The organism is Azospirillum lipoferum 4B, assembly GCF_000283655.1.
Lineage (GTDB): Bacteria > Pseudomonadota > Alphaproteobacteria > Azospirillales > Azospirillaceae > Azospirillum > Azospirillum lipoferum_C.
The window spans coordinates 2,859,811-2,880,613 of sequence record NC_016622.1; the positions used below are offsets into that span (position 1 = coordinate 2,859,811).

The 20,803-nt window shown below is 68.5% G+C and carries 26 protein-coding genes; 9 read left to right on the forward strand and 17 right to left on the reverse strand.

Annotation, left to right across the window (positions count from 1 at the left end):
- Window positions 1-83: 83 nt before the first annotated feature.
- Both secB and AZOLI_RS13295 read right to left on the reverse strand, forming a co-directional pair.
- Window positions 84-572 (reverse strand): protein-export chaperone SecB, encoded by a 489-nt coding sequence (gene secB / locus AZOLI_RS13290; RefSeq protein WP_014249180.1) that lies wholly within the window; start codon window positions 570-572, stop codon window positions 84-86.
- A gap of 184 nt (window positions 573-756) precedes the next feature.
- Window positions 757-1,392, reverse strand: a complete 636-nt coding sequence (locus tag AZOLI_RS13295; protein ID WP_014249181.1) for an FxsA family protein — start codon at window positions 1,390-1,392, stop codon at window positions 757-759.
- 248 nt (window positions 1,393-1,640) lie between these two features.
- Between AZOLI_RS13295 and AZOLI_RS13300 the strand changes: the two genes are divergently transcribed.
- Window positions 1,641-2,321, forward strand: a complete 681-nt coding sequence (locus AZOLI_RS13300; protein ID WP_044550956.1) for a Tim44/TimA family putative adaptor protein — start codon at window positions 1,641-1,643, stop codon at window positions 2,319-2,321.
- A complete protein-coding gene (gene mltA, locus AZOLI_RS13305) occupies window positions 2,321-3,547 on the forward strand; it encodes a murein transglycosylase A (protein WP_014249184.1) in 1,227 nt (408 codons plus the stop codon). Before AZOLI_RS13300 ends, mltA begins: the two co-directional genes overlap by 1 nt.
- A gap of 53 nt (window positions 3,548-3,600) precedes the next feature.
- On the opposite strand, the gene hslU is transcribed toward mltA, so the two are convergent.
- The 3 genes from hslU to AZOLI_RS13320 all read right to left on the reverse strand — a co-directional run bounded on the left by hslU (window position 3,601) and on the right by AZOLI_RS13320 (window position 7,223).
- The gene (gene hslU, locus AZOLI_RS13310) at window positions 3,601-4,944 is read right to left on the reverse strand and encodes an ATP-dependent protease ATPase subunit HslU (RefSeq protein ID WP_014249185.1); all 1,344 of its coding nucleotides are present in this window, start codon (window positions 4,942-4,944) and stop codon (window positions 3,601-3,603) included.
- Between the two features lie 5 nt (window positions 4,945-4,949).
- Window positions 4,950-5,513, reverse strand: coding sequence for an ATP-dependent protease subunit HslV (gene hslV / locus AZOLI_RS13315; RefSeq protein WP_014249186.1), 564 nt, complete (start codon window positions 5,511-5,513; stop codon window positions 4,950-4,952).
- A gap of 102 nt (window positions 5,514-5,615) precedes the next feature.
- A complete protein-coding gene (locus AZOLI_RS13320; RefSeq protein WP_014249187.1) occupies window positions 5,616-7,223 on the reverse strand; it encodes a S1C family serine protease in 1,608 nt (535 codons plus the stop codon).
- A gap of 135 nt (window positions 7,224-7,358) precedes the next feature.
- On the opposite strand from AZOLI_RS13320, the gene hisB reads away from it, so the two are divergent.
- The 7 genes from hisB to AZOLI_RS13355 all read left to right on the forward strand — a co-directional run bounded on the left by hisB (window position 7,359) and on the right by AZOLI_RS13355 (window position 11,564).
- Window positions 7,359-7,982, forward strand: coding sequence for an imidazoleglycerol-phosphate dehydratase HisB (gene hisB, locus AZOLI_RS13325; RefSeq protein ID WP_044550958.1), 624 nt, complete (start codon window positions 7,359-7,361; stop codon window positions 7,980-7,982).
- A 64-nt stretch (window positions 7,983-8,046) separates the two neighbouring features.
- Complete coding sequence (hisH, locus tag AZOLI_RS13330) at window positions 8,047-8,691, forward strand: imidazole glycerol phosphate synthase subunit HisH (protein WP_014249189.1); 645 nt, start codon at window positions 8,047-8,049, stop codon at window positions 8,689-8,691.
- A gap of 4 nt (window positions 8,692-8,695) precedes the next feature.
- Window positions 8,696-9,238, forward strand: a complete 543-nt coding sequence (locus tag AZOLI_RS13335) for a GNAT family N-acetyltransferase (protein WP_014249190.1) — start codon at window positions 8,696-8,698, stop codon at window positions 9,236-9,238.
- Window positions 9,239-9,269: 31 nt separating this feature from the next.
- The gene (gene hisA / locus AZOLI_RS13340) at window positions 9,270-10,016 is read left to right on the forward strand and encodes a 1-(5-phosphoribosyl)-5-[(5-phosphoribosylamino)methylideneamino]imidazole-4-carboxamide isomerase (RefSeq protein ID WP_014249191.1); all 747 of its coding nucleotides are present in this window, start codon (window positions 9,270-9,272) and stop codon (window positions 10,014-10,016) included.
- Complete coding sequence (gene hisF / locus AZOLI_RS13345; RefSeq protein ID WP_014249192.1) at window positions 10,016-10,813, forward strand: imidazole glycerol phosphate synthase subunit HisF; 798 nt, start codon at window positions 10,016-10,018, stop codon at window positions 10,811-10,813. The genes hisA and hisF overlap by 1 nt, the downstream gene beginning before the upstream one ends.
- Window positions 10,806-11,165, forward strand: a complete 360-nt coding sequence (locus AZOLI_RS13350) for a phosphoribosyl-ATP diphosphatase (RefSeq protein ID WP_014249193.1) — start codon at window positions 10,806-10,808, stop codon at window positions 11,163-11,165. Before hisF ends, AZOLI_RS13350 begins: the two co-directional genes overlap by 8 nt.
- A gap of 30 nt (window positions 11,166-11,195) precedes the next feature.
- Window positions 11,196-11,564 carry a histidine triad nucleotide-binding protein gene (locus AZOLI_RS13355; protein ID WP_014249194.1) on the forward strand — a complete coding sequence of 123 codons (369 nt, stop codon included), beginning with the start codon at window positions 11,196-11,198 and terminating at the stop codon, window positions 11,562-11,564.
- 161 nt (window positions 11,565-11,725) lie between these two features.
- Here AZOLI_RS13355 and AZOLI_RS13360 read toward each other — a convergent pair whose 3' ends face one another.
- From AZOLI_RS13360 to AZOLI_RS13415, 12 genes are all read right to left on the reverse strand, one after another.
- Window positions 11,726-12,124, reverse strand: coding sequence for a helix-turn-helix domain-containing protein (locus tag AZOLI_RS13360; RefSeq protein WP_014249195.1), 399 nt, complete (start codon window positions 12,122-12,124; stop codon window positions 11,726-11,728).
- Between the two features lie 38 nt (window positions 12,125-12,162).
- Window positions 12,163-12,738, reverse strand: a complete 576-nt coding sequence (locus AZOLI_RS13365) for a Smr/MutS family protein (RefSeq protein ID WP_014249196.1) — start codon at window positions 12,736-12,738, stop codon at window positions 12,163-12,165.
- A 138-nt stretch (window positions 12,739-12,876) separates the two neighbouring features.
- A complete protein-coding gene (gene ccmI / locus AZOLI_RS13370) occupies window positions 12,877-14,292 on the reverse strand; it encodes a c-type cytochrome biogenesis protein CcmI (RefSeq protein ID WP_014249197.1) in 1,416 nt (471 codons plus the stop codon).
- Window positions 14,292-14,774 carry a cytochrome c-type biogenesis protein gene (locus AZOLI_RS13375; protein ID WP_014249198.1) on the reverse strand — a complete coding sequence of 161 codons (483 nt, stop codon included), beginning with the start codon at window positions 14,772-14,774 and terminating at the stop codon, window positions 14,292-14,294. Before AZOLI_RS13375 ends, ccmI begins: the two co-directional genes overlap by 1 nt.
- Complete coding sequence (locus AZOLI_RS13380) at window positions 14,774-15,313, reverse strand: DsbE family thiol:disulfide interchange protein (protein WP_014249199.1); 540 nt, start codon at window positions 15,311-15,313, stop codon at window positions 14,774-14,776. Before AZOLI_RS13380 ends, AZOLI_RS13375 begins: the two co-directional genes overlap by 1 nt.
- A 13-nt stretch (window positions 15,314-15,326) precedes the next feature.
- A complete protein-coding gene (locus AZOLI_RS13385) occupies window positions 15,327-17,333 on the reverse strand; it encodes a heme lyase CcmF/NrfE family subunit (protein WP_014249200.1) in 2,007 nt (668 codons plus the stop codon).
- A 7-nt stretch (window positions 17,334-17,340) separates the two neighbouring features.
- Window positions 17,341-17,805 (reverse strand): cytochrome c maturation protein CcmE, encoded by a 465-nt coding sequence (gene ccmE, locus AZOLI_RS13390; protein WP_014249201.1) that lies wholly within the window; start codon window positions 17,803-17,805, stop codon window positions 17,341-17,343.
- The gene (gene ccmD / locus AZOLI_RS13395; RefSeq protein ID WP_014249202.1) at window positions 17,802-18,035 is read right to left on the reverse strand and encodes a heme exporter protein CcmD; all 234 of its coding nucleotides are present in this window, start codon (window positions 18,033-18,035) and stop codon (window positions 17,802-17,804) included. The genes ccmE and ccmD overlap by 4 nt, the downstream gene beginning before the upstream one ends.
- 18 nt (window positions 18,036-18,053) lie before the next feature.
- Window positions 18,054-18,800 carry a heme ABC transporter permease gene (locus AZOLI_RS13400; RefSeq protein WP_014249203.1) on the reverse strand — a complete coding sequence of 249 codons (747 nt, stop codon included), beginning with the start codon at window positions 18,798-18,800 and terminating at the stop codon, window positions 18,054-18,056.
- Window positions 18,801-19,034: 234 nt separating this feature from the next.
- A complete protein-coding gene (locus AZOLI_RS13405) occupies window positions 19,035-19,502 on the reverse strand; it encodes an EVE domain-containing protein (protein ID WP_014249204.1) in 468 nt (155 codons plus the stop codon).
- On the reverse strand, window positions 19,499-19,921 hold the full coding sequence (locus tag AZOLI_RS13410; protein ID WP_014249205.1) for a VOC family protein: 423 nt from the start codon (window positions 19,919-19,921) through the stop codon (window positions 19,499-19,501). Before AZOLI_RS13410 ends, AZOLI_RS13405 begins: the two co-directional genes overlap by 4 nt.
- Before the next feature lie 106 nt (window positions 19,922-20,027).
- Complete coding sequence (locus AZOLI_RS13415) at window positions 20,028-20,717, reverse strand: helix-turn-helix transcriptional regulator (protein WP_014249206.1); 690 nt, start codon at window positions 20,715-20,717, stop codon at window positions 20,028-20,030.
- Window positions 20,718-20,803: the final 86 nt, after the last annotated feature.

Sequence of the window (20,803 nt, forward strand, 5' to 3'; positions counted from 1 at the left end):
TCGGGGGAGGGCGGCACGGAAAAAGGGCGGGGGCCTTTCGGCCACCCGCCCTTTTTCATGGTCTCTCTGTCAGATCGGCCGGATCAGAACGGGGGCTGCTGCGGCTGTTCGGCCTGCTCGGCCGACTGGCGGTGGTACAGCTCGGCGAAGTCGATCGGGTTGATCATCAGCGGCGGGAAGCCGCCTTCGCGGGTCGCGCTGGAGACGATGGCGCGGGCGAACGGGAAGATCATCCGGGCGCCTTCGATCATCAGGACCGGGCGGTGATGCTCTTCCGGCAGGCCGGGGAACTGGAACAGGGCGGCATAGGCCAGCTCGACCAGGAAGGCCACAGCCTCGCCCTGGCGGGCTTCGCAGCGCAGGTTCAGCGTCAGCTCGTAGATGTCTTCGCCGACCTTCTGACCCTGGACGTCGACGCCGATGTTCACCTGCGGCTGCGGCTGGTTGGGCAGCAGGCTCTGCGGGGCGTTGGGGTTCTCGAACGAGAGGTCCTTCACATACTGCGCGAGGACATGCATCGGCAGCGAGGACGCCTGCTGCTGCTCGGCGCCGTTGCTCATCTGATCGGACATAACGGACTCCTAATCGCCGGCCTTCCTCCCGGCCCGGGTCCCGGCTTGGAACAGGGCAGGGGCGGCGGGCCGGCCCGGATGTGAGGTGACAGGGTTTGGTTCGCGACGGTTGTGCCTTCGCCCAATGGGCTGGCTATCACGGATCGGCCGTCCTGCCAACGGAAACCGCCGCCGATCCTGCGGCTCAGCGCCGCTCATCCGGGCGGTGCTTCCCCCATTGGGAATCGGTCAGCCGCGGCGTGTCGGCATCCGCCTTTCCGCCGCCCGTTCCGCCCTCACCGGGGGTGACGTCCTGGTAATCGGCGTCGATCACGCCGGGCGCAGCGCGGAAGGGATCGTCGGCGCGGCGGACATCGCCCGGCCCGAATCCCGGCTCACCGAAACCACGGCCCGCCGTGCCGCCGAAACCGCCGCTTCCGAAGCCCGGCCGCCCGCCGCCGGCGGTCCCGCCCATGGTGAAGACCGGTATGCCGGCGCCCATGCGGCCGAGCAGCCAGCGTCCGATGCCCCGGCGCAGCGGTCCGATCAGCAGGACCAGCCCCAGTATGTCGGACAGGAAGCCGGGAATGATCAGCAGGATGCCGGCCAGAACGGCGCAGAAGCCGTCCAGCACCGTGCCGATGGGCGCCTCGCCGCGGGCCGCGGCGGCCTGCGCGCGTGACAGCGACGACAGGCCCCGGTGGCGGACCAGCAGCACGCCCACCACCGCCGACAGGGCGAGCAGCCCGATGGTCGGCCCGGCGCCGATCCAGTCGCCGACCTGGATGAATCCGACGATCTCCAGGATCGGCAGAAGAAGGATCAACAGCAGGGGATTCATGGTGTCCTTGCTCTTCGGGCTCGCTGCCCCTATCTAGGTTTGGATAGGTCGTCCGGTCGAAAGGCCGGCGGCTCCATCCGGGATGGCGGATTCTGACGGGCAAGCAACACGTAATGCCGCCCGTCCGCAAGGTCCAGGGGTGGGGCAGGCGGTGACGCCGCGGCCACCGCCGGATATGCCGTTCCAAGGCCGCTTCCGCAGGTCGAATAGCTCAAATCGTTGGCTCAAGTCGTTGGAAGGAACAGATGATGGGAGATGGGTTCGTGTTCATCGAGATCGTGATCTTCGCGATGATCGCGGCCTTCCTCGTTTATCGGCTGCGCAGCGTCCTGGGCCGACGGACGGGGGAGGAGCGTCAGCGCCCCAACCCGTTCACCCCGGCGCCCAGCACCGCGAAACCCGACAATGTCGTGCCCCTGCCGGAGCGCAACCGGCCGCGGCCTGATGTCGCAGTCTCCCCGGACGAGCCGCTGTCGCTGGCCGCCTCCATCGAGCAGATCCGGGCCGCCGACCCGACCTTCGAGGAGAAGCATTTCCTGGAGGGTGCCAAGGCTGCCTTCTCGATGATCGTCGATGCCTTCGCCCGCGGCGACACCGCGACGCTGCGGCCGCTGCTGGCCGACGACGTCTATGAGAGCTTCGCCCGTGTCATCCGCGACCGTCAGGCCGCCGGCGAGCAGCACGAGGCCCGCATCGAATTCGTGCGCGAGGCCGAGGTGGTGGAAGCCAAGCTGGATGCCGGCCGCACCGCCCTGGTCACCGTCCGTCTGGTCACCGATCAGGTCAATGTGGTGCGCGACCGCGACGGCACCGTCATCGACGGCGATCCCAAGGCGCTGGTGGAGAACGTCGATGTCTGGACCTTTGCCCGCAACATCCGCTCGCGCGACCCGAACTGGTCGCTGGTCGAGGTGCGGCCGGTTCAGTAATGACCCTCCGTCATCGTACCGCATTCAGCGCCATCGCCCTCTTCGGGGCGGTGGCGTTGCTGTTTTCGGCCTGCACGCCGAAGGATGAAGCGAAACGGGAAGAGGCCAAGCCGCCGCCCGATGCCCTGACGCTGGCACCGCTGACCTTCGCCGAGCTTCCGGGCTGGCGGACCGATCCGGTTGCCCAGGCGATCCCGGCGCTCGCCCGTTCCTGCGCCCGTTTCAGGACCCAGCCGGCGGACCGGCCGGTCGGGCCGAACGGGGTGGCCGGCACCATCGGCGACTGGCAGGGCCCTTGCACCCGGCTGGCCGATCTGCCGCCCGGCGACGATGCCGCCCGCGCCTTCTTCGAAACCAACTTCACCCCCTATGCCGCCGGCAACAACGGCACGCGGGAGGGGCTGTTCACCGGCTATTACGAAGCCGAGCTGGAGGGCAGCCGTCGGCCGGATCCGGCCTATCCCGTGCCGCTCTATCGCCGGCCGGCCGATCTGGTGATGGTCGATCTCGGCGACTTCTCCGACCGCTGGCGGGGGGAGCGCACCGCCGGCCGGGTGGTCGACGGGCGGCTGAAACCCTACGAGGACCGCGCCGCCATTGTCGCCGGCTCGCTCAAGGGCAAGGGGCTGGAACTGGTCTGGGTGAAGGATCCTATCGGCGCCTTCTTCCTGCAAATCCAGGGATCGGGCCGGATCCGTATGGTCAATGAAGGCAATGGCGGCAGCGAGATGCGCGTCGGCTACGCCGCCCAGAACGGCCACAGATACGTCGCCATCGGCAAGGAGCTGATCGACCGCGGCGCGCTGAAGCGGGAGGAGGTGTCGCTCCAGACCATCCGCGCCTGGCTGCTCGCCAATCCCGATCAGGCGTCGGCAGTGATGAACGTCAACCCGTCCTACGTCTTCTTCCAGCCGCTGACCGGCGACGGTCCCAACGGTGCCCAGGGCGTTGCGCTGACGCCGGGGCGCAGTCTGGCGGTGGACTCCAAGTTCATGCCCTACGGCGCACCAGTCTGGCTGGATGCCGAGGACCCGCTCGACGGACGGCAGCGGCTGCAGCGGCTGCTGATCGCGCAGGACACCGGCGGCGCCATCCGCGGGCCGGTGCGCGGCGACGTCTTCTGGGGCCATGGGGCGGAGGCCGAGCAGAAGGCCGGGGTGATGAAAAGCCGCGGCACCTACGCGCTGCTGCTGCCGAAGAGCGTGAAGGTGGCGGCAGGCGGGTAGGGGAATGTTTCACGTGAAGCGGGGCGCCCGACGCGGGCGCCCTCCTCACCCCCTCACAGGATGAACTTCGACAGATCCGCGTTCTTCGCCAGACCGCCGACCCGCTCGCGCACCAGGGCGGCGTCGATGGTGATGGTCTCGCCGGCGCGGTCGCTGGCGGCGAAGCTGATTTCCTCCAGCAGGCGTTCCAGCACCGTGTGCAGGCGCCGCGCGCCGATGTTCTCGACCGAGCTGTTGATCTCCGCCGCCAGACGGGCCAGCTCGTCGATGCTGTCGTCGGTGAAGACCAGATCGACCTCCTCCGTCTTCATCAGCGCCTTGTACTGGCGGATCAGGCTGGCTTCCGGCTCGGTCAGGATGCGCTTGAAATCGTCCTGGCTCAGCGCCTTCAGCTCGACGCGGATCGGCAGGCGGCCCTGCAGTTCGGGCAGCAGGTCCGACGGCTTGGCGATGTGGAAGGCGCCCGACGCGATGAACAAAATGTGGTCGGTCTTCACCGGGCCATGCTTGGTCGACACCGTCGTGCCTTCGATCAGCGGCAGCAGGTCGCGCTGAACGCCCTCGCGGCTGACGTCGGCGCCGCGCGCGTCCGAGCGGGCGGAGATCTTGTCGATCTCGTCGAGGAAGACGATGCCGTTCTGCTCGACCGCGCGGATCGCCTCGGCCACCACCTTTTCCTGGTCCAGCAGCTTGTCGGACTCCTCGGCCATCAGCACGCCATGGCTTTCGGCGACCGACATGCGGCGGGTCTTGGTGCGGCCGCCCATCATCTTGCCGAACATGTCGTTCAGGTTCAGCATGCCCATCTGGGCGCCCGGCATGCCGGGGATGTCGAAGGTCGGCATGGAGCCCGTCCCGGTATCGGCCACCTGGACCTCGATCTCCTTGTCGTTCAGCGTGCCTTCGCGCAGCATCTTGCGGAACTTGGCGCGGGTATCGGCACTGGCGCTGTCACCGCACAGCGCGTCGAGAACGCGTTCCTCGGCGCGCAACTCGGCCTTGGCGGCGACCTCCTTGCGCAGGCGCTCGCGGGTCAGGCCGATGGCGGCCTCCACCAGATCGCGGACGATCTGTTCCACATCGCGGCCGACATAGCCGACTTCCGTGAACTTGGTCGCCTCCACCTTCAGGAAGGGGGCCTGGGCCAGCTTGGCGAGGCGGCGGGCGATCTCGGTCTTGCCGACGCCGGTCGGGCCGATCATCAGGATGTTCTTCGGCAGCACCTCTTCCCGCAGGCCTTCCGGCAGCTGCTGCCGGCGCCAGCGGTTGCGCAGCGCGATGGCGACCGCACGCTTGGCGTCGTTCTGGCCGACGATGTAGCGGTCGAGCTCTGAGACGATCTCGCGCGGGCTGAAGGCGGCGGTGTCGGCGGACACGGAAGCGGTCTGAATCGTCATGGCGCTCACAGCTTTTCCAGGGTGACGTTTTCATTGGTGTAGACGCAGATGCCGGCGGCGATCTTCATTGCCTTGCGCGCCACGGCTTCCGCATCCATCCCGTCGATGTCGATCAGCGCGCGCGCCGCCGACAGGGCATAGGACCCGCCGGAGCCGATGCCGATCAGCCCGTCCTCCGGCTCCAGCACGTCGCCGTTGCCGGTCAGCACCAGGCTGACGGACTTGTCGGCCACCGCCATCATCGCTTCCAGCCGGCGCAGGTAGCGATCGGTGCGCCAATCCTTGGCCATCTCCACGCAGGCGCGGGTCAACTGGCCTGGATACTGCTCTAGCTTGCCTTCCAGCCGTTCGAACAGGGTCAGCGCGTCGGCGGTGGCACCGGCGAAGCCCGCCATCACCGTGCCGCCAGCCAGCCAGCGGACCTTGCGCGCATTGGCCTTCATCACCGTCTGGCCGACCGAGACCTGCCCGTCGCCGGCGATCACCACCTGACCGTTCTTGCGCACGGACAGGATGGTGGTGCCGTGCCATTGGATGGGATCGTGTGGATTGGACGCTGGGTAGGTCATGCGCAAACCATGCTGGAAAAGGGGAGCCGCCCGCCGCCCCGGAAAGACGCACCATAATGTGGGGCGCAAATCTCCTTGAGCCGCGGCGGCAAGGCATCCGGTCTATGTGGGAGGGGCGCGGTCCCCGTCAAGAACATCGCCGTCAAGCTCCCCATCCTCCGCCAATGGATCGGCCCAGGGGTCGGCCCTGAGATCGGACCGATTGCCGCGGCTCAGCCGGTTCTGTTGCGCTTTCCAAGCGGTGTTGCGGCCCATTCGATCCCGCTTGGACGCCGGGGAAGATGCGCTTGGCGCGGCCGGATCCGGGCCTGCCAGATCCGGGCCTGTTGGATCCGCCCCCAGCCGGTCGAGCAGCGGACCGATCGCCAGGAACTCGACCAGCCCGGCCGGCGTGGCGACCGAGCGGCCGGCGGCAGGCGCCACGCCGACCAGCATGCCGTCGCCATCCAGCAGCGGGTCGCCGGCCTCCGTCACCGCCGTGAACAGGGCGGCGGAGCCCAGATCCGCCTGGATCAGCGCGGCACCGCGGTTCTCCGCAGAATGCAGGCTGCCGACGATCCCCTCGATCTCCTTGCCCCGTCCGCCAGGGATCGCCCGCACCGGCTGGCTGACGCGCAAGCTCCCGGTGCGGACGGGAAGGGCCGTCAACCGCGCCGGTACCCTCACCAATGCGAAACCGCTCGCCGTATCGCGCCCGACCACCCAGCCGGTCAACTCCACCCCGCGCGCCGGCCGGACGGTGACGGTGGGGTCGGATCCGGGGAGGGGAGCCAGCAGCACGGCCTGCACCTCGCCCGCCACATCGGTCTCGCCGATGACGAACCCGTGAGAAACGCCCGACGATCCTCCGACCGCCACCCGCGCCGATGCGACCCGGCCAGACCCGGATCCGGTCCGCAGCACAAGCCGCCCCGCTGCCGGGGAAGGGAAGGCCGGACCCGGCACGGGAGCACCTACTGCGGGAGCCAGCGATATGGGCCCGAATCCGGCCGCTGTTGCCGCAGAAATCGTCGCTGCCGGCGCCGCTGCCGGAATGGACAGGGTGCCGCCGGACAGCAGGTTGCGAAACCCTGCATCGGCGGCAAGTGCTTCCACCGCTGCGGCGAATGCCTCCTCCATCAACATGGTATCGCCCTGGGGCACGCCGCGCTCCTGGGTCGTCACGCCGGTGGTGACAATGCGCTGGACCAGGCCGCCGCTGCGCGTGTCGTAGACCGTCCATTCCACCTTGACGCTGCCGGTGCCGGAACTGCCCTTGCTGCTGCCGGTCAGCCAGTTGACGCGGTTGCACAGCTCCAGCTGCACGTCGCGCAGGTCGCCCTGCACGGTGAAGCGGGCGCGGCTGCGGTTGCCGTCGGGGTTGTCGGGACCGCCGGGCCGACCGACCACGTCGAAACCGGCGGCGGTCATCACCTCTGCAAACCGCTCCTCGAAGGTCGACCCCCGGCGCATGTTGACGCCGCTGGTCCAATAGACGTCGTCATAGGGTGGGGCACAATCGATGCCCCAGACATAGCGTCCGATCTGCATCCCGCGCCGCATCGATCCGATGGCAAGCTCGCCGAAGCGGAAGGGTGCGGTGGTCCCGGCAGCAACCGGAGGGGCGGCTTTGCCGGCCTGTGGCGGCGGGAACATGCCGCCGCAGCCGGCCGGCAGCAGGCCGAGAAGCAGCAACAATGCTGCGGCGAAAGGGCGCGGGAGGATCGTCATAAGCGGATATGCACGCAGGAAGTGTATAGAACTGTACCCCGCACACCATCGTAGGACAATCGTCGGAATGGACAGGCCGCGCATCGATCGTGCCGGATGCTGGCGCGCAGGGATGCTTCCTGCTACAAAACCGCCATGGACCAGACCCCCATCAACGGCGGCCGCCGCGCCTCGATCGAGCGGAACACAACCGAGACCCGGATCCGGGTCGCGCTGAACCTTGACGGCACCGGCGTCTACGACGTCAAGACGGGGGTCGGCTTCCTCGACCATATGCTGGAACAGCTGTCGCGCCACAGCCTGATGGACCTGACGGTCCTGGCCGACGGCGACCTGCACATCGATTACCACCACACGACCGAGGACACCGGCATCGCCATCGGCATGGCGGTGGCGAAGGCGCTGGGCGACCGCAAGGGCATCCAGCGCTACGGCCATTCCTATGTCCCGATGGACGAGACGCTGACGCGGGTGGCGCTGGACTTCTCCAACCGGCCCTACCTGATCTGGAAAGTGAACTTCACCCGCGACAAGATCGGCGATTTCGACACCGAGCTGTTCCGCGAGTGGTTCCAGGCCTTCGCCATGGCCGCCGGCGTGACGCTGCACGTCGAGAACCTGTATGGCGAGAACAACCACCATATCGTGGAAAGCTGCTACAAGGCGCTTGCCCGCGCGCTGCGCGCCGGGGTGGAGATCGACCCGCGCAAGCGCGATGCGGTGCCCTCCACCAAGGGCACGCTCGGCGGATCGCTCTGACGGCGGGGACCCCGGTCCAACCAACAGCCCCCTCCGCCGTCCTACCGGAAGGTTTGTCACGTCCATGGAAACGGTCGCGCTGATCGATTACGGCTCCGGCAACCTGCGCTCCGCCGCCAAGGCGATCGAGCGCGCGGCCGGTGAAGCCGAAGCCTCCTACACTGTTCTCGTCACCTCCGATGCCGACGCGGTCCGCCACGCCGACCGCGTCGTGTTGCCCGGCGTCGGTGCCTTCGCCGACTGCAAGCGCGGCCTGTCGGAAGTGCCGGGCATGCTCGAGGCGCTGGAGGAGGTGGTGCACCGCCGCGGCCGGCCCTTCCTGGGCATCTGCGTCGGCATGCAGCTGATGGCCGAACGCGGGCGCGAATATGGCGTGACCGAAGGGCTGGGCTGGATCCGGGGCGAGGTGGTGAAGCTGGAGCCGGCCGATCCGACCCTGAAAATCCCCCATATGGGCTGGAACGAGCTGAACATCCGCCATCCGCACCCGGTCCTGGCCGGTCTGCCGGAGGGCAGCCATGCCTATTTCGTCCATTCCTACCAGTTCAAGCTGGCCGATCCCGATACGCTGATCGCGTCGGCCGACTATGGCGGCCCCTTTGCCGCGGTGGTCGGGCGCGACAATCTGGTCGGCACCCAGTTCCATCCGGAAAAGAGCCAGGCGACCGGGCTGGCGCTGATCGCCAACTTCCTGCGCTGGAAGGTCTGACCCGATGGCCGAGATCGCCGTCGACAAGGTCGATGCGCTGAAGACCGCCGACCTGCACGACCTGTGCGATGCGGCCGACGACGCCATCCGCGCCGGCGGCGGCTTCGGCTGGGTCGAGCCGCCGCCGCGCGACGTGATGGAGCGGTTCTGGAAAGGCGTGCTGGTGGTGCCGGAACGGGTGCTGTTCGTCGCCCGCCTCGACGGGGTGGTGGCCGGATCCGCCCAGCTGGTCAAGCCGCCGCGCAACAACGAGGCGCAGGCCCACGCCGCCCAGCTGACCACCAGCTTCGTCGCCCCCTGGGCGCGCGGCCACGGCCTTGCCCGCCGGCTGACCATGGCGGTGGTGGACGAAGCCTGCGCCGCCGGTTTCCAGGTTTTGAACCTGGACGTCCGCGTGACGCAGGAGGCGGCCATCGCGCTCTACGAGTCGCTCGGCTTCAGGCGCTGGGGAACCCATCCCTTCTATGCGCTGGTGCAGGGCAAGCCGCTCGCCGGCCATTTCTACTGCAAAGACCTCCAGCCTGCCCACCAGCCGCCAGCCCTTTAACCGCCAGCAACGCCATAGGACGACGCCCGCGATGATCATCTACCCCGCCATCGACCTCAAGGACGGTGCCTGCGTCCGCCTGCTGCGCGGCGAGATGAGCCAGGCCACTGTCTTCAACACCGATCCCGGCGAACAGGCCCGCCTGTTCCAGAGCCAGGGCTTCGAATGGCTGCATCTGGTCGACCTCAACGGCGCCTTCGAAGGCAAGCCGGTGAATGGCGCCGCGGTCGAAAGCATCCTGAAATCCGTCACCATCCCGGTGCAGCTCGGCGGCGGCATCCGCGATCTGACCACCATCGGGATGTGGCTGGAAAAGGGCGTCAGCCGCGTCATCCTGGGCACGGTGGCGCTGCGCGACCCGGATCTGGTCAAGGCCGCCTGCCGTGAGTTTCCGGGCAAGGTCGCCGTCGGCATCGACGCCCGCGAAGGCTATGTCGCCGTGGCCGGCTGGGCCGAGACCTCCGACATCAAGGCGCTGGATCTGGCGCTGAAGTTTGAGGATTGCGGCGTCGCCGCCATCATCTACACCGACATCAACCGCGACGGCGCCATGGGCGGCGTCAATGTGGAGTCGACCTCCGACCTCGCCTTCCACCTGACCACGCCGGTCATCGCGTCGGGCGGCGTCTCCTCCATCGAGGATCTGAAGGCGCTGAAGCTGGAGGAGGACACCGGGATCGAGGGCGTGATCTGCGGCCGGGCGCTGTACGATGGCCGGATCGATCCTAGGGAAGCGCTGGCCCTGCTCTCCGCCACCGCCGTCGAGGACGCCGACTGATGCTGAAGATGCGTGTCATCCCCTGCCTGGACGTCAAGGACGGCCGGGTGGTGAAGGGGGTCAACTTCGTCGATCTGGTCGATGCCGGCGATCCGGTGGAACAGGCCCGCGTCTATGACCGCGAGGGCGCCGACGAACTGACCTTCCTCGACATCACCGCCAGCCACGAGAACCGCGACACCATCTTCGACGTGGTGCGGCGGACGGCGGAGCAGGTCTTCATGCCGCTGACCGTCGGTGGCGGCGTGCGCACGGTGGACGACATCCGCAAGCTGCTGCTGGCCGGTGCCGACAAGGTGTCGATCAACACCGCGGCGATCCACCGCCCCGACTTCGTGCGCGAGGGCGCGGAGAAGTTCGGTGCGCAATGCATCGTCGTCGCCATCGACGCCAAGAAGGTCGCCCCCGGCAAATGGGAGGTCTTCACCCATGGCGGCCGCAACGCCACCGGCATCGACGCGGTGGAATGGGCCAAGCGGATGGAATCGCTGGGGGCCGGCGAAATCCTGCTGACCTCGATGGACCGCGACGGCACCAAGAGCGGCTTCGATCTGGAGCTGACGCGCACGGTGGCGGATTCGATCCGCATCCCGGTGATCGCGTCGGGCGGCGTCGGCACGCTCGACCATCTGGTGGAGGGCATCCGCGAGGGGCACGCCACCGCGGTGCTTGCCGCCTCGATCTTCCATTTCGGCACCTACACCATCGGTCAGGCCAAGGCGGCGCTGAGCGCCGCCGGCATCCCGGTGCGCCCGGCCCGGGCGGTGAATGCAGCGGTGGAGACGGCACATGGGTGACAAGAAGTCTGCCGATAAGGCGCCGGCTCCGCTGGGCGCCGAGGTACTCGACCGGCTGTTCGTCACCGTCCAGGCCCGCAAGGGCGCCGATCCGGAGACCTCCTACACCGCGAAGCTCTACAGCCGCGGCACCGCCAAGATCGCCCAGAAGGTGGGCGAGGAGGCTGTGGAGGCGATCCTGGAGGCGGTGCGCGGCGACAAGGCGGCGCTGGCCGCGGAATCCGCCGACCTGCTCTATCACCTGCTGGTGCTGTGGGCCGACCTGGGGCTGGATCCGGCGGAGGTCTGGAGCAAGCTTGCCCAGCGCGAGGGCACCAGCGGCATCGACGAGAAGAAGTCCCGCAAAGCCTGAGCGGGATTCCCCAGCAAGAGGACGCACGCGATGGCCAAGATCTATGACGACAGCAACGTGTTCGCCCGCATCCTGCGCGGCGAAATCCCGTGCAAGAGGGTGTACGAAACCGAGCACGCGCTCGCCTTCCACGACATCGACCCGCAGACGCCGACCCATGTGCTGGTGATCCCGAAGGGCGCCTACATCGACATGGACGACTTCACCGCCAAGGCGTCGGAGGCCGAGATCGCCGGCCTGTTCCGCGCGGTGGGCGAGGTCGCCCGCATGGTCGGCGCCGATGGCCCCGGCTACCGCATCCTGTCCAACTGCGGCGAGGCCGCGCATCAGGAAGTGCCCCATCTGCACATCCACCTGTTCGCCGGGCGCGACCTGGGGCGGATGATCGGGAAGGCTTGAGGGCGGCTGCGCTTTTGCGGAGTTAGACCCCCACCCCAACCCTCCCCCGCTGGGCGGCGGAGGGGGCAAGTGCTTGTTTGGAAAGGCGGCGGCAGTCCCTCCCCTGCGAAGCGGGGGAGGTTAGGTGGGGGCATCCGGTAGCCGACACCTCCACAACGCCATCACCTCCGCCGCACCCCCACCCGCCGCCGCCCGGCCTTCTTCGGCGGCACCGCGTCCAAAATCGCCAGGATCGCATCAATCCGCTCCTCGTCCAGGTCGCCGATGCGTTCCGACAGAAGATTGGCCAACTCCGTCGCTTTCGCGCTCAAACCCGCGGTGTCGACCGTCACGCGGGGATGGGACAGATCCGCCAGCCGTTCCAGTTCCTCCGCGTCGTCCCAGATGATGCCGAAATAGGCGCAGATCTGCCGGACCAGCTGCGGCGAGGGCTGGCCGCGCTTGCCGTGTTCCAGCGCCGACAGATAGGCGGACGAAATGGACAGGTCCGTCGCCATCTGCTTCAGCGTCACGCCCTTGGCGTCGCGCAGCGACCGGACCCGTTCGCCGAACGGAGTCATGAGCAATCCCTGAATGGAAGTCCCTGATTGTTTGGGACTCAGTCCTTACGGTCGCGCCGCCGTTTGATCAAGACATACAGCGCGCCGTCGCCGCCATCCTTGGGCCGGGCCGGCTGGATCGCCAGCACCATCGGGCGCAGGGCCGGATCCGCCAGCCAGCGGGGCGTCGCCTGACGCAGGACGCCCAGCCCGCCGAAACTGCCCTTGCCGGTGATGACCAGGACGCAGCGCCGCCCCTCGTTCCAGGCGCGGTGGACGAAGGAGGCGAGCGCGGTATGCGCCTGCGCCTGGGTCATGCCGTGCAGGTCGATCCGGCCATCGATCTCCAACTCGCCGCGGCGGAAGCGGTCGCCGGTCCGGCGGTCGATGTTGGCGGTGGATCCGGGCGTCAGCGGCGGATGGGGTGCGCGGACCGGCCGGGGCGGGGAGGGGAATTGCTTGGCGGTCGGCGGTGGGGCGAGGCTGGTCGCCACCGGTTCCTCCACCAGCTCCGCCATCGTCGCTAGGGGCTCCGGCTCGGTCTCGATCTGGCGGCCCGGCATCGGTTCGGCGTCGCGCATGGCGATCCGCCACAAGCGCCGCTCGTCGGGCGTGGGCAGTCGTCTGCGGGTCATCGGCGCGGAACCTTCTGCGGAAAGGAAAAAGGGGCTGCGCCGTGGGATAAAGCCCGCCGACGCGCCCCTGTCAATGTGTGTCGCCGCAACGCAAAAGAAAAGGCGTCGGGAGAAATGGAAGGGTGCAGGCGGAAAGCCTCAGCCGCCCGCCTTCAACGCGTCCAAACGCCCCTTCAACAGGGTGTATTCCGGATCGTTCGGCTTGAACTGGGCGATCAGCTTGCCCCAATGGGCGGCGGCCTCGTCCTTGCGGCCCGACATCATGGCGTCGAGGCCCAGCAGCCACAGCGCGTCCTTGTTCTCCGGCTCCGCCTTCAGCGCCAGCCGCAGGGCGGAGGTCGCTTCCTCCGGCAGGGGCTTGGGCGTTTCGTTGCGCGGCTGGGTCTGCAGCACGGCGTTGGCGTAGACCACCTGCACGTCGGCACGGTCCGGTGCCCGCTCGCGCGCCTTGCGGGCCGCTTCCAGCGCCTTGGCCGGTTCACCCAGCACACCATAGGAGCGGGCGAGCTTCAGCCAGCCTTCGACGTCCGACGGGTCGGCGTCCAGCTTGGCGGCGAGGCTGGCGACCATGCCGCGGATCATCTCGTCCTGGCTTTGGCCCTCGGCCGCCTGCCCGTTCTGGCCGGGCTGGCCGCTCTGCCCCTGGCTTGCCACGGGACCGGCGGGTTTCTGCTGCGCGGGCAGCGGCTGCGGCGTCACCTTGGCGGGATCGAGGTCCAGCGCAATCGCGGCTTCGCGGATCTGGTCGCGCAGAACCGGGACCCACGGCGCGTCGGCCGGCGATTCCGCCATCAGCGCGCTCCAGCGGTCCAGTGCGTCCTTGCGGTCGCCGGCCTGATAGCGGGCGAGCGCCGCGAAGAAACGGGCGCGCGGGTCCTTCGGCTCCTTCGCCAGCACGGCGTCGAAGGCCTTCACCGCCTCTTCAGGAACCATGCCGTCGTTGGCCGATACCAGAGTCTCGCCGAACAGACCCTGCAGCTCGACATCGTCCCCGTTCAGGGCGACGGCGTGGCGCAGGGCGTCCGCCGCGTCGGCGTTGCGGCCCATCTTGGCATAGGCTTGGCCCAGGATCAGCCAGCCCTGCAGGTCGTTCGGATTCTCCGCCAGCTGCGTCTTCAGCTTGTCCATCGCCGCCAGCACGGTCTTGGGCGGGCCGCCGCGTTCCTGTTCCAGGTTGCGCGACGCCAACGGCTGCGCCGGCAGATCCGGGCGGCCATACAGGCCATAGACGCTGAGTGCGCCCAGCGGCAGCAGCAGCGCCAGCAGCACCGCCAGCACACGCGCGCTGCGCGGGGTCGCGGGGGTCGCGGCGGAACCGCTTTTCTCCACAGTCGCCAGCATGCGCCGCGCGATCTCCGCCTTGGCGGCCTCGGCCTGGGCGTCGTTGATCAGGCCGCGCGCCCGGTCGCGCTCCAGCTCGTCGAGCTGGTCGCGGTAGACCTCGCGGTCGAAGTCCTCGCGGTCAGGGGCGGCGGCACCGGACCGCAGCAGCGGCGGCACGATCAGCAGCAGCACGGCCGCGGTCAGGACGGCGGCGAGAATCCAGAACAGCATCAGTCGTCTTTCCGCAGCAGGGCATCCAGCCGCCGCCGCTCATCCGCGCTCAGGGGAGCGGTGTCGGCGCCGGCGGCCACACCCCGCCGCCCGCGCAGGAACAGGAAGGTGCCGATAGCCCCCAGCAGCAGCACGGCGAAGGGGCCGATCCACAGCACCAGCGTGGTCGCCTTGAAGGGCGGGCGCAGCAGCACATAGTCGCCGTAACGGTCGGTGACGTACTCCATCACCTTGGCGTCGCTGTCGCCGGCCTGCAGCCGGTCGCGCACCAGAACCCGCAGGTCGCGGGCCAGCGGCGCGTTGCTGTCGTCGATGGACTGGTTCTGACAGACGAGGCAGCGCAGCTCCTGGCTGATGGCGCGGGCGCGCGATTCCAGCGCCGGGTCCGGCAGAACCTCCTCCGGCTGGACGGCCAGGGCGGGGGTCAGCGCCGGCAGGGTCAGCGACAGAGCCAGCAGGGCGGAAAGAAGAGCGCGCTTCATCAGCCCTGCCTCAGATGCTTGACCATGGGGAGAAGCTGCTGCTCCACCACCTGCGGGGTCAGCGGGCCGACATGCTTGAAGCGGATCCGGCCCTGCCGGTCGATCAGGTAGCTTTCCGGCACGCCGTAGACGCCCCAGTCGATCGACACCCGGCCGTCCTGGTCGGCGCCGATGGCGGCATAGGGGTTGCCGTTGCGCGCCAGCCAGGTCAGCGCGTCTTCCGGCTTGTCCTTGTAGTTGATGCCGAAGACCGTCACCCCCTGCTCGCGCGACAGGCGGGTGATGACGGGATGCTCCGCCTTGCAGGGGATGCACCAGGAAGCGAAGACGTTCACCAGCGTCACGTCGCCGGTCAGCTTGGCCGAGGACAGGCCGCCCGTCGCCGGCTGGCCCGGAATGGCCGGCAGGTCGAAGGTCGGCGCCGGCTTGTCGATCAGGGCCGACGGGATGTCGCGCGGGTCGCGCTGGAACCCCAGGTAGAAGGCGACACCCACCCCGATGAACAGCAGGAAGGGCAGCAGGTACAAAAGGCGGCGCATGATGTCTTGGTCCTCATTCGGCCGGAAGCGGAGCCGACTTGCCGCCGGCCTTGCCAACTCCACGGCGGCGTTCCGGCGCGCCGATGCGGAAGCGGCGGTCGGTCAGGCTCACCAGTCCACCCAGCATCATTCCCGCGCCGCCGATCCAGATCCATGGCACCAGCGGGTGGTGGTAGATGCGGACGATCCAGGCGGTGCCGTTCTGCGTCGGGTCGCCCAGCGCCACATACAGGTCGGAGAAGACCGTGGTGTGGATGGCCGATTCCGTGGTCGTCATCCGGGTGGTGCTGTAGCTGCGGCGTTCCGGCGTCAGGGTGGCGATGGGCCGGCCGTCCTGGGTGACGGTGAAGACGCCGCGCTCCGCCTTGAAGTTCGGGCCGTCGACCAGCCCGATGCTATCGAAGCGGAACTCGTAGCCTGCAACGGTGGCCTGGTCGCCCGGCTTCATCGCCGTGATCGATTCCGTCTGCCAGGCCGAGGTGCCGGTCATGCCGAGGATCGACAGGCCGACGCAGGCATGCGCGATGGTCATGCCCCAGGCGCTGCGCGGCAGATGCACCGCACGGTGCCAGCTGTTGCGGAAGGAGGTGCGGAACAGGGCGATGCGGTCGGCGAACTCCACCAGCGAGCCGACGAAGGCCCAGGCGGCGAGCGCGATGCCCACCAGCGCCAGCAGCGGCCCGCCGCCCGCCTTGACATAGGCGGTGATGGCGACGGCGATCACCACGGCGACGCCGGCGATCCACAGCCGGCTCAGCGCTGCCCCCAGATCCGCCCGTTTCCAGGACAGGAAGGGGCCGACCACCATGGCGACGATCATCGGGATGGCGACCGGGATGAAGGTGGCGTTGAAGAAGGGGGCGCCGACCGACACCTTGCCCAGGTTCAGGATGTCGAGGAACAGCGGATAGAGCGTGCCGATGAACACCGTCGCCGTCGCGGTGGACAGCAGCAGGTTGTTCATCACCAGCGCGCCCTCGCGGCTGATCGGCGCGAACAGGCCGCCGGCCTTCAGCGACGGCGCACGCAGGCTGTAGAGCAGCAGCGAGCCGCCGGTGGCGATGGCCAGCAGCACCAGGATGAAGACGCCGCGCTTGGGATCGACCGCGAAGGCATGGACCGAGGTCAGGATGCCGGAGCGCACCAGGAAGGTGCCCATCAGCGACAGCGAGAAGGTGACGATGGACAGCAGGATGGTCCAGCTCTTCAGCGCGTCGCGCTTCTCCACCACGATGGCGGAGTGCAGCAGCGCGGTGCCGGCCAGCCAGGGCATGAAGGACGCGTTCTCCACCGGGTCCCAGTACCACCAGCCGCCCCAGCCAAGCTCGTAATAGGCCCACCAGGAGCCCATGGCGATGCCCATGGTCAGGGTCGACCACGCCGCCAGCGTCCAGGGCCGCACCCAGCGCGCCCAGGCGGGATCGACCCGCCCCTCGATCAGCGCGGCCACGGCGAAGGAGAAGGCCATGGAGAAGCCGACATAGCCGGCATAGAGGAAGGGCGGGTGGAAGGCGAGGCCGGGGTCCTGCAGCAGCGGGTTCAGGTCGTTGCCGTCGATCGGCGCCGGGACCACGCGGATGAAGGGGTTGGACGTCGCCAGGATGAACAGCAGGAAACCGACCCCGATCAGCCCCTGGACCGCCAGAACGCGCGCTTTCAAGGTCGGCGGCAGGTTGCGCCCGAACATGGCCACGGCGGCGCCGAAGACCGTCAGCATGACGATCCACAGCATCATCGAGCCCTCGTGGTTGCCCCAGACGCCCGACACCTTGTAGAGCATCGGCTTGGCCGAGTGGCTGTTCTGCACCACGTTCAGCACGCTGAAATCGGACACCACATGCGCCCAGGTCAGGGCGGCATAGGCGACCAGCACCAGCAGCATCTGGGCGATGGCCGCGGGCACCGCGACGCTCATCCAGGCACCGTTGCGGGTGGCGGCGCCGACCAGCGGCGGCACCGACTGCACCAACGCCACGAGCAGCGCCAGCACCAGCGCGTAATGGCCAAGTTCGGGGATCACGGTCCCGCTACTCCTTCTTCGCGGTCTTCGTCGCGGACTCCGCCGGGTTCTTGTAGACGCCGGCCTGCTTCAGCGCCTCCGACACCTCGGGCGGCATGTAGTTCTCGTCATGCTTGGCCAGCACCTCGCGCGCGACGAAGACGCCGCCGGTCAGCTTGCCCTCGGCCACCACGCCCTGGCCCTCGCGGAACAGGTCGGGCAGCTGGCCGCGGTAACGGACGTCGATGGTGTGGGCGGTGTCGGTGACGCGGAAGGAGGTGGTGAGGCCGTCCGGCGTCTTCTGCACGCTGCCTTCCTCGACCAGCCCGCCCAGGCGGAAATTGCGGTCGCCGACCTGCTGCGTCTGCAGCTGGGTCGGGCTGTAGAAGAAGACGATGTTGTCCTGGAAGGCGGTCAGCGCCAGGGCGGTCGCCGAGCCCAGCCCCAGGAGGGCGAGGCCCAGCATGTAGAGGCGGCGTTTCTTGCGGGTCATCCTTCGCTCGCTTCCGCCGGTGCTCCGGCGTTCTGATCGGCCGGCTTGCGGCCGGCGTTGCGGGTGCGGCGGCGGGCCGGGCGGGCGCTTTCCAGCGCCTTCAGCGTCGCCTCGGCGTTGCGCAGCCCCTTCCAGGTGGCAACCAGCAGGCCCAGCAGGACGAGGGTGGCGATGCCGTAGGCCGGCCAGACGTAGGCGGCGTACCCGCCCATGTGGAGAAATTCGTTCATCGTCTTTCCCTGCGTCCCTTATCCCTGCATTCCGTCCGTCACGGCGCCGTCGCCGGCAACCGAAAGGCGCAGCGTCTGTATTTTGCGCTGGGCGATCTCCGTGCGCACGCGCAGCAGGACCACCGACAGGAAATAGGCGGTGAAGGCGCCGGCCATCACCAGAAGCGGCGTCAGCATGCTGGGGTCGATGCTGGGACCGCCCATGCGCACGACGCTGGCGGGCTGGTGCAGCGTGTTCCACCAGTCGACGGAGAACTTGATGATCGGCACGTTGACGATGCCGACCAGCAGCAGGATGTTGCCGGCCTTCATGCCGCGCTGCGGATCGTCGAAGGCGTTCACCAGGGCCATGTAGCCGAGATACAGGAAGAACAGGATCAGCACGCTGGTCAGCCGGGCGTCCCACACCCACCAGGTGCCCCACATGGGCGCCCCCCACAGCGACCCGGTCACCAGGCACACGAAGGTGAAGCCGGCGCCGATGGGGGCGGCGGCCTTGGCGAACAGGTCGGCCAGCGGGTGCTTCCACACCAGACCCACCGCCGCGGCGATGGCCATGTTGGTGTAGACGAACATGCTCATCCAGGCGGCGGGCACATGGATGTACATGATCCGCACCGTCTCGCCCTGCTGATAGTCGGGCGGCGAGCCGAACAGGCTGAACCACAGCCCGAGGATCGTCAGGATCACGGTCGCCCCGGCGCACCACGGCAGAAGCACGGCCGACAGGCGCAGGAAGCGGGCGGGATTGGCGAAGCGATGCATAGAACGATGGCCCCGGTACAGGTGACCTTGGTCAGGCTTGCGGACGATATAAGCGCATGTATGGCGGACTGCGAGGAGTTTCGCCTTGATCTCGGTCAGGAGGAACAGCCATTCATTCGTACTCTGACACCAAGGTATGAGAGGTCCCAAGCCCCTGGAGGCACTCGCTTCATTGGCAATATAGACGCCGGGGGAGGGGCTTTTCATCCCGTCCCGCCGGCGGATATTTTTCGGTCAGGCGGCCAACTCCTCCCGCATATCCACCTGTATGGCCGCCCGCATCGTCCGGGCGATCAGGTCGAAACCGCCGGGGCAGATCGGCAGCAGCCCGAAGCGGAAGGGATAGCCCCAGTTCCGCACCCCGGCGGTCAACTCCAGCCGGTCCAGCAGAGGCTGGATCGGCGCCTCCTCCGCCGGCCACCAGGAAACGTCGCGCCGGAAGGGGATGAAGCCGCCGCCCATGTCGAATTGGTAGGGCTCTCCCGGCAGCACCCTGCCGATGGCGGTGAAGGACTTCAGCCCGTCCGCCGCGCCGAACCGGTCGGTGGGGGAGTAGTAGACGATACGGTCGCCCGGCCGGATCCGCCTCAGCGGCGCCGCCTTGCCGTGGCAGACCTGCATGAAGCCGCCGGCCCTGCCGCGCCGGACATGCTCGGCGCTGGCCACTGCGATCCAGATGCCCGTCCGCGCGCCGCCGCTCACGACCGCACCTCTTCCGACTGGGCTTCTTCCCGGTGGGGGGCGAACACGCGCAGCCGGTGGCCGTCCGGGTCCCGTGCAACGAAGGTATGACCGAAATCCATCGCGGTCGGCGGCTGCAGGATGGTCAGGCCGCGGGCACTCCAATCGGCGTGCAGGTCGCGCACCGCCGCCTCGTCGGCAACGGTGAAGGCGATCTCGCTGCCGCCCGGTACGGTCGGCGCCGGCTCCACCGTGTGGCGCGACCACAGGCCCAGCATCAGCCCGTCGCCCGCCTTGAACATGGCAAAGGTGGGGGAGGCCTCCACCGGCGGTCGGCCCAGCAGGTCGGCATAGAAGGCTGCGCTGGCGGCCGGGCTGTCGACATGGAGCAGGACGAAATCGAGGGCGAGCTTGGCGGCAGCGGTCTTGGTGGCGGTCATGGTCGGCTCCGGTCTTGTAGGATTGGGGTGGGGCGGTTCCATTCGCCGCCCTCACCGGCACAGCCAAGACTAGGCCGACATGCTGACAGTTTCCGTCAGCATGGTTTCACCGCTGCGGGATGCCCTCCGCCGTGCGCCACTCCTTCAGCATCGCTTGTCGGCGGCGGGGATAGCGGGTGTCGCTGGCGGTCAGCGCCAGGATGCGGTCGGTGCGGAAATGGCGGAAGGACTGGCGCAGTTCGCACCACGCCACCATCACCCGCACGCGGTCGAAGAAGCCGAGCGCGAAGGGCCAGACCATGCGCCGGCTTTCCGAGCCGTCGCGGTCGCGATAGACGATCTCCAGCTTGCGTTCGGTCCGGATGGCGCTGCGGATGGCCGCCAGTTCGGCATCTCCTGCAGCGATCGATTCACCCGGCCCGACCAGCAGGGCGGAGCCGTCCAGCCCCTCCCGCTTGTCTGGCGGCAGCACCGCGGCGATCTTGGCGAGCGCATTGCGTGCCGCCCCGCCCAGCCGGCTGTCGCCGCGGTCCACCACCCAGCGCGACCCCAGCACGAGCGCCTCCAGCTCCTCCTCGGTGAACATCAGCGGCGGCAGCAGGAACCCCGCCCGCAGCAGGTAGCCCACCCCCGGCTCCCCCTCGATCATCGCGCCCTGCGCCTGCAGCGTGGCGATGTCGCGATAGAGTGTGCGCAGGCTGACCCCCAGCTCATCGGCGAGCGAGCGGCCGCTGACCGGCTGCCGATACCGCCGCAGAACCTGCATCAGATCGAGGAGACGTTCGGCGCGCGACATGAAACCGGAAGGCAAGGAATGGGAGCAGTGATGGAAGGCAGCGCTGGTTAAGCCTGTTCACCCACTTCAGGCAAGCATACTGTCGC

Coding starts and splice junctions, on each gene's coding strand:
- AZOLI_RS13320 (WP_014249187.1), bottom strand. CDS start 7,223: ATGACGATCCTCCCGCGCCCTTTCGCCGCAGCATTGTTGCTGCTTCTC.
- ccmE (WP_014249201.1), bottom strand. CDS start 17,805: ATGACCCGCAAGAAACGCCGCCTCTACATGCTGGGCCTCGCCCTCCTG.
- AZOLI_RS13335 (WP_014249190.1), top strand. CDS start 8,696: ATGGCCGAGATCGCCGTCGACAAGGTCGATGCGCTGAAGACCGCCGAC.
- ccmI (WP_014249197.1), bottom strand. CDS start 14,292: ATGCTGTTCTGGATTCTCGCCGCCGTCCTGACCGCGGCCGTGCTGCTG.
- AZOLI_RS13400 (WP_014249203.1), bottom strand. CDS start 18,800: ATGCATCGCTTCGCCAATCCCGCCCGCTTCCTGCGCCTGTCGGCCGTG.
- hslU (WP_014249185.1), bottom strand. CDS start 4,944: ATGACGATTCAGACCGCTTCCGTGTCCGCCGACACCGCCGCCTTCAGC.
- AZOLI_RS13375 (WP_014249198.1), bottom strand. CDS start 14,774: ATGAAGCGCGCTCTTCTTTCCGCCCTGCTGGCTCTGTCGCTGACCCTG.
- AZOLI_RS13295 (WP_014249181.1), bottom strand. CDS start 1,392: ATGAATCCCCTGCTGTTGATCCTTCTTCTGCCGATCCTGGAGATCGTC.
- AZOLI_RS13360 (WP_014249195.1), bottom strand. CDS start 12,124: ATGACTCCGTTCGGCGAACGGGTCCGGTCGCTGCGCGACGCCAAGGGC.
- secB (WP_014249180.1), bottom strand. CDS start 572: ATGTCCGATCAGATGAGCAACGGCGCCGAGCAGCAGCAGGCGTCCTCG.
- hisH (WP_014249189.1), top strand. CDS start 8,047: ATGGAAACGGTCGCGCTGATCGATTACGGCTCCGGCAACCTGCGCTCC.
- AZOLI_RS13355 (WP_014249194.1), top strand. CDS start 11,196: ATGGCCAAGATCTATGACGACAGCAACGTGTTCGCCCGCATCCTGCGC.
- AZOLI_RS13415 (WP_014249206.1), bottom strand. CDS start 20,717: ATGTCGCGCGCCGAACGTCTCCTCGATCTGATGCAGGTTCTGCGGCGG.
- AZOLI_RS13380 (WP_014249199.1), bottom strand. CDS start 15,313: ATGCGCCGCCTTTTGTACCTGCTGCCCTTCCTGCTGTTCATCGGGGTG.
- hisA (WP_014249191.1), top strand. CDS start 9,270: ATGATCATCTACCCCGCCATCGACCTCAAGGACGGTGCCTGCGTCCGC.
- hisB (WP_044550958.1), top strand. CDS start 7,359: ATGGACCAGACCCCCATCAACGGCGGCCGCCGCGCCTCGATCGAGCGG.
- AZOLI_RS13410 (WP_014249205.1), bottom strand. CDS start 19,921: ATGACCGCCACCAAGACCGCTGCCGCCAAGCTCGCCCTCGATTTCGTC.
- hslV (WP_014249186.1), bottom strand. CDS start 5,513: ATGACCTACCCAGCGTCCAATCCACACGATCCCATCCAATGGCACGGC.
- AZOLI_RS13300 (WP_044550956.1), top strand. CDS start 1,641: ATGGGAGATGGGTTCGTGTTCATCGAGATCGTGATCTTCGCGATGATC.
- mltA (WP_014249184.1), top strand. CDS start 2,321: ATGACCCTCCGTCATCGTACCGCATTCAGCGCCATCGCCCTCTTCGGG.
- hisF (WP_014249192.1), top strand. CDS start 10,016: ATGCTGAAGATGCGTGTCATCCCCTGCCTGGACGTCAAGGACGGCCGG.
- AZOLI_RS13350 (WP_014249193.1), top strand. CDS start 10,806: ATGGGTGACAAGAAGTCTGCCGATAAGGCGCCGGCTCCGCTGGGCGCC.
- AZOLI_RS13365 (WP_014249196.1), bottom strand. CDS start 12,738: ATGACCCGCAGACGACTGCCCACGCCCGACGAGCGGCGCTTGTGGCGG.
- ccmD (WP_014249202.1), bottom strand. CDS start 18,035: ATGAACGAATTTCTCCACATGGGCGGGTACGCCGCCTACGTCTGGCCG.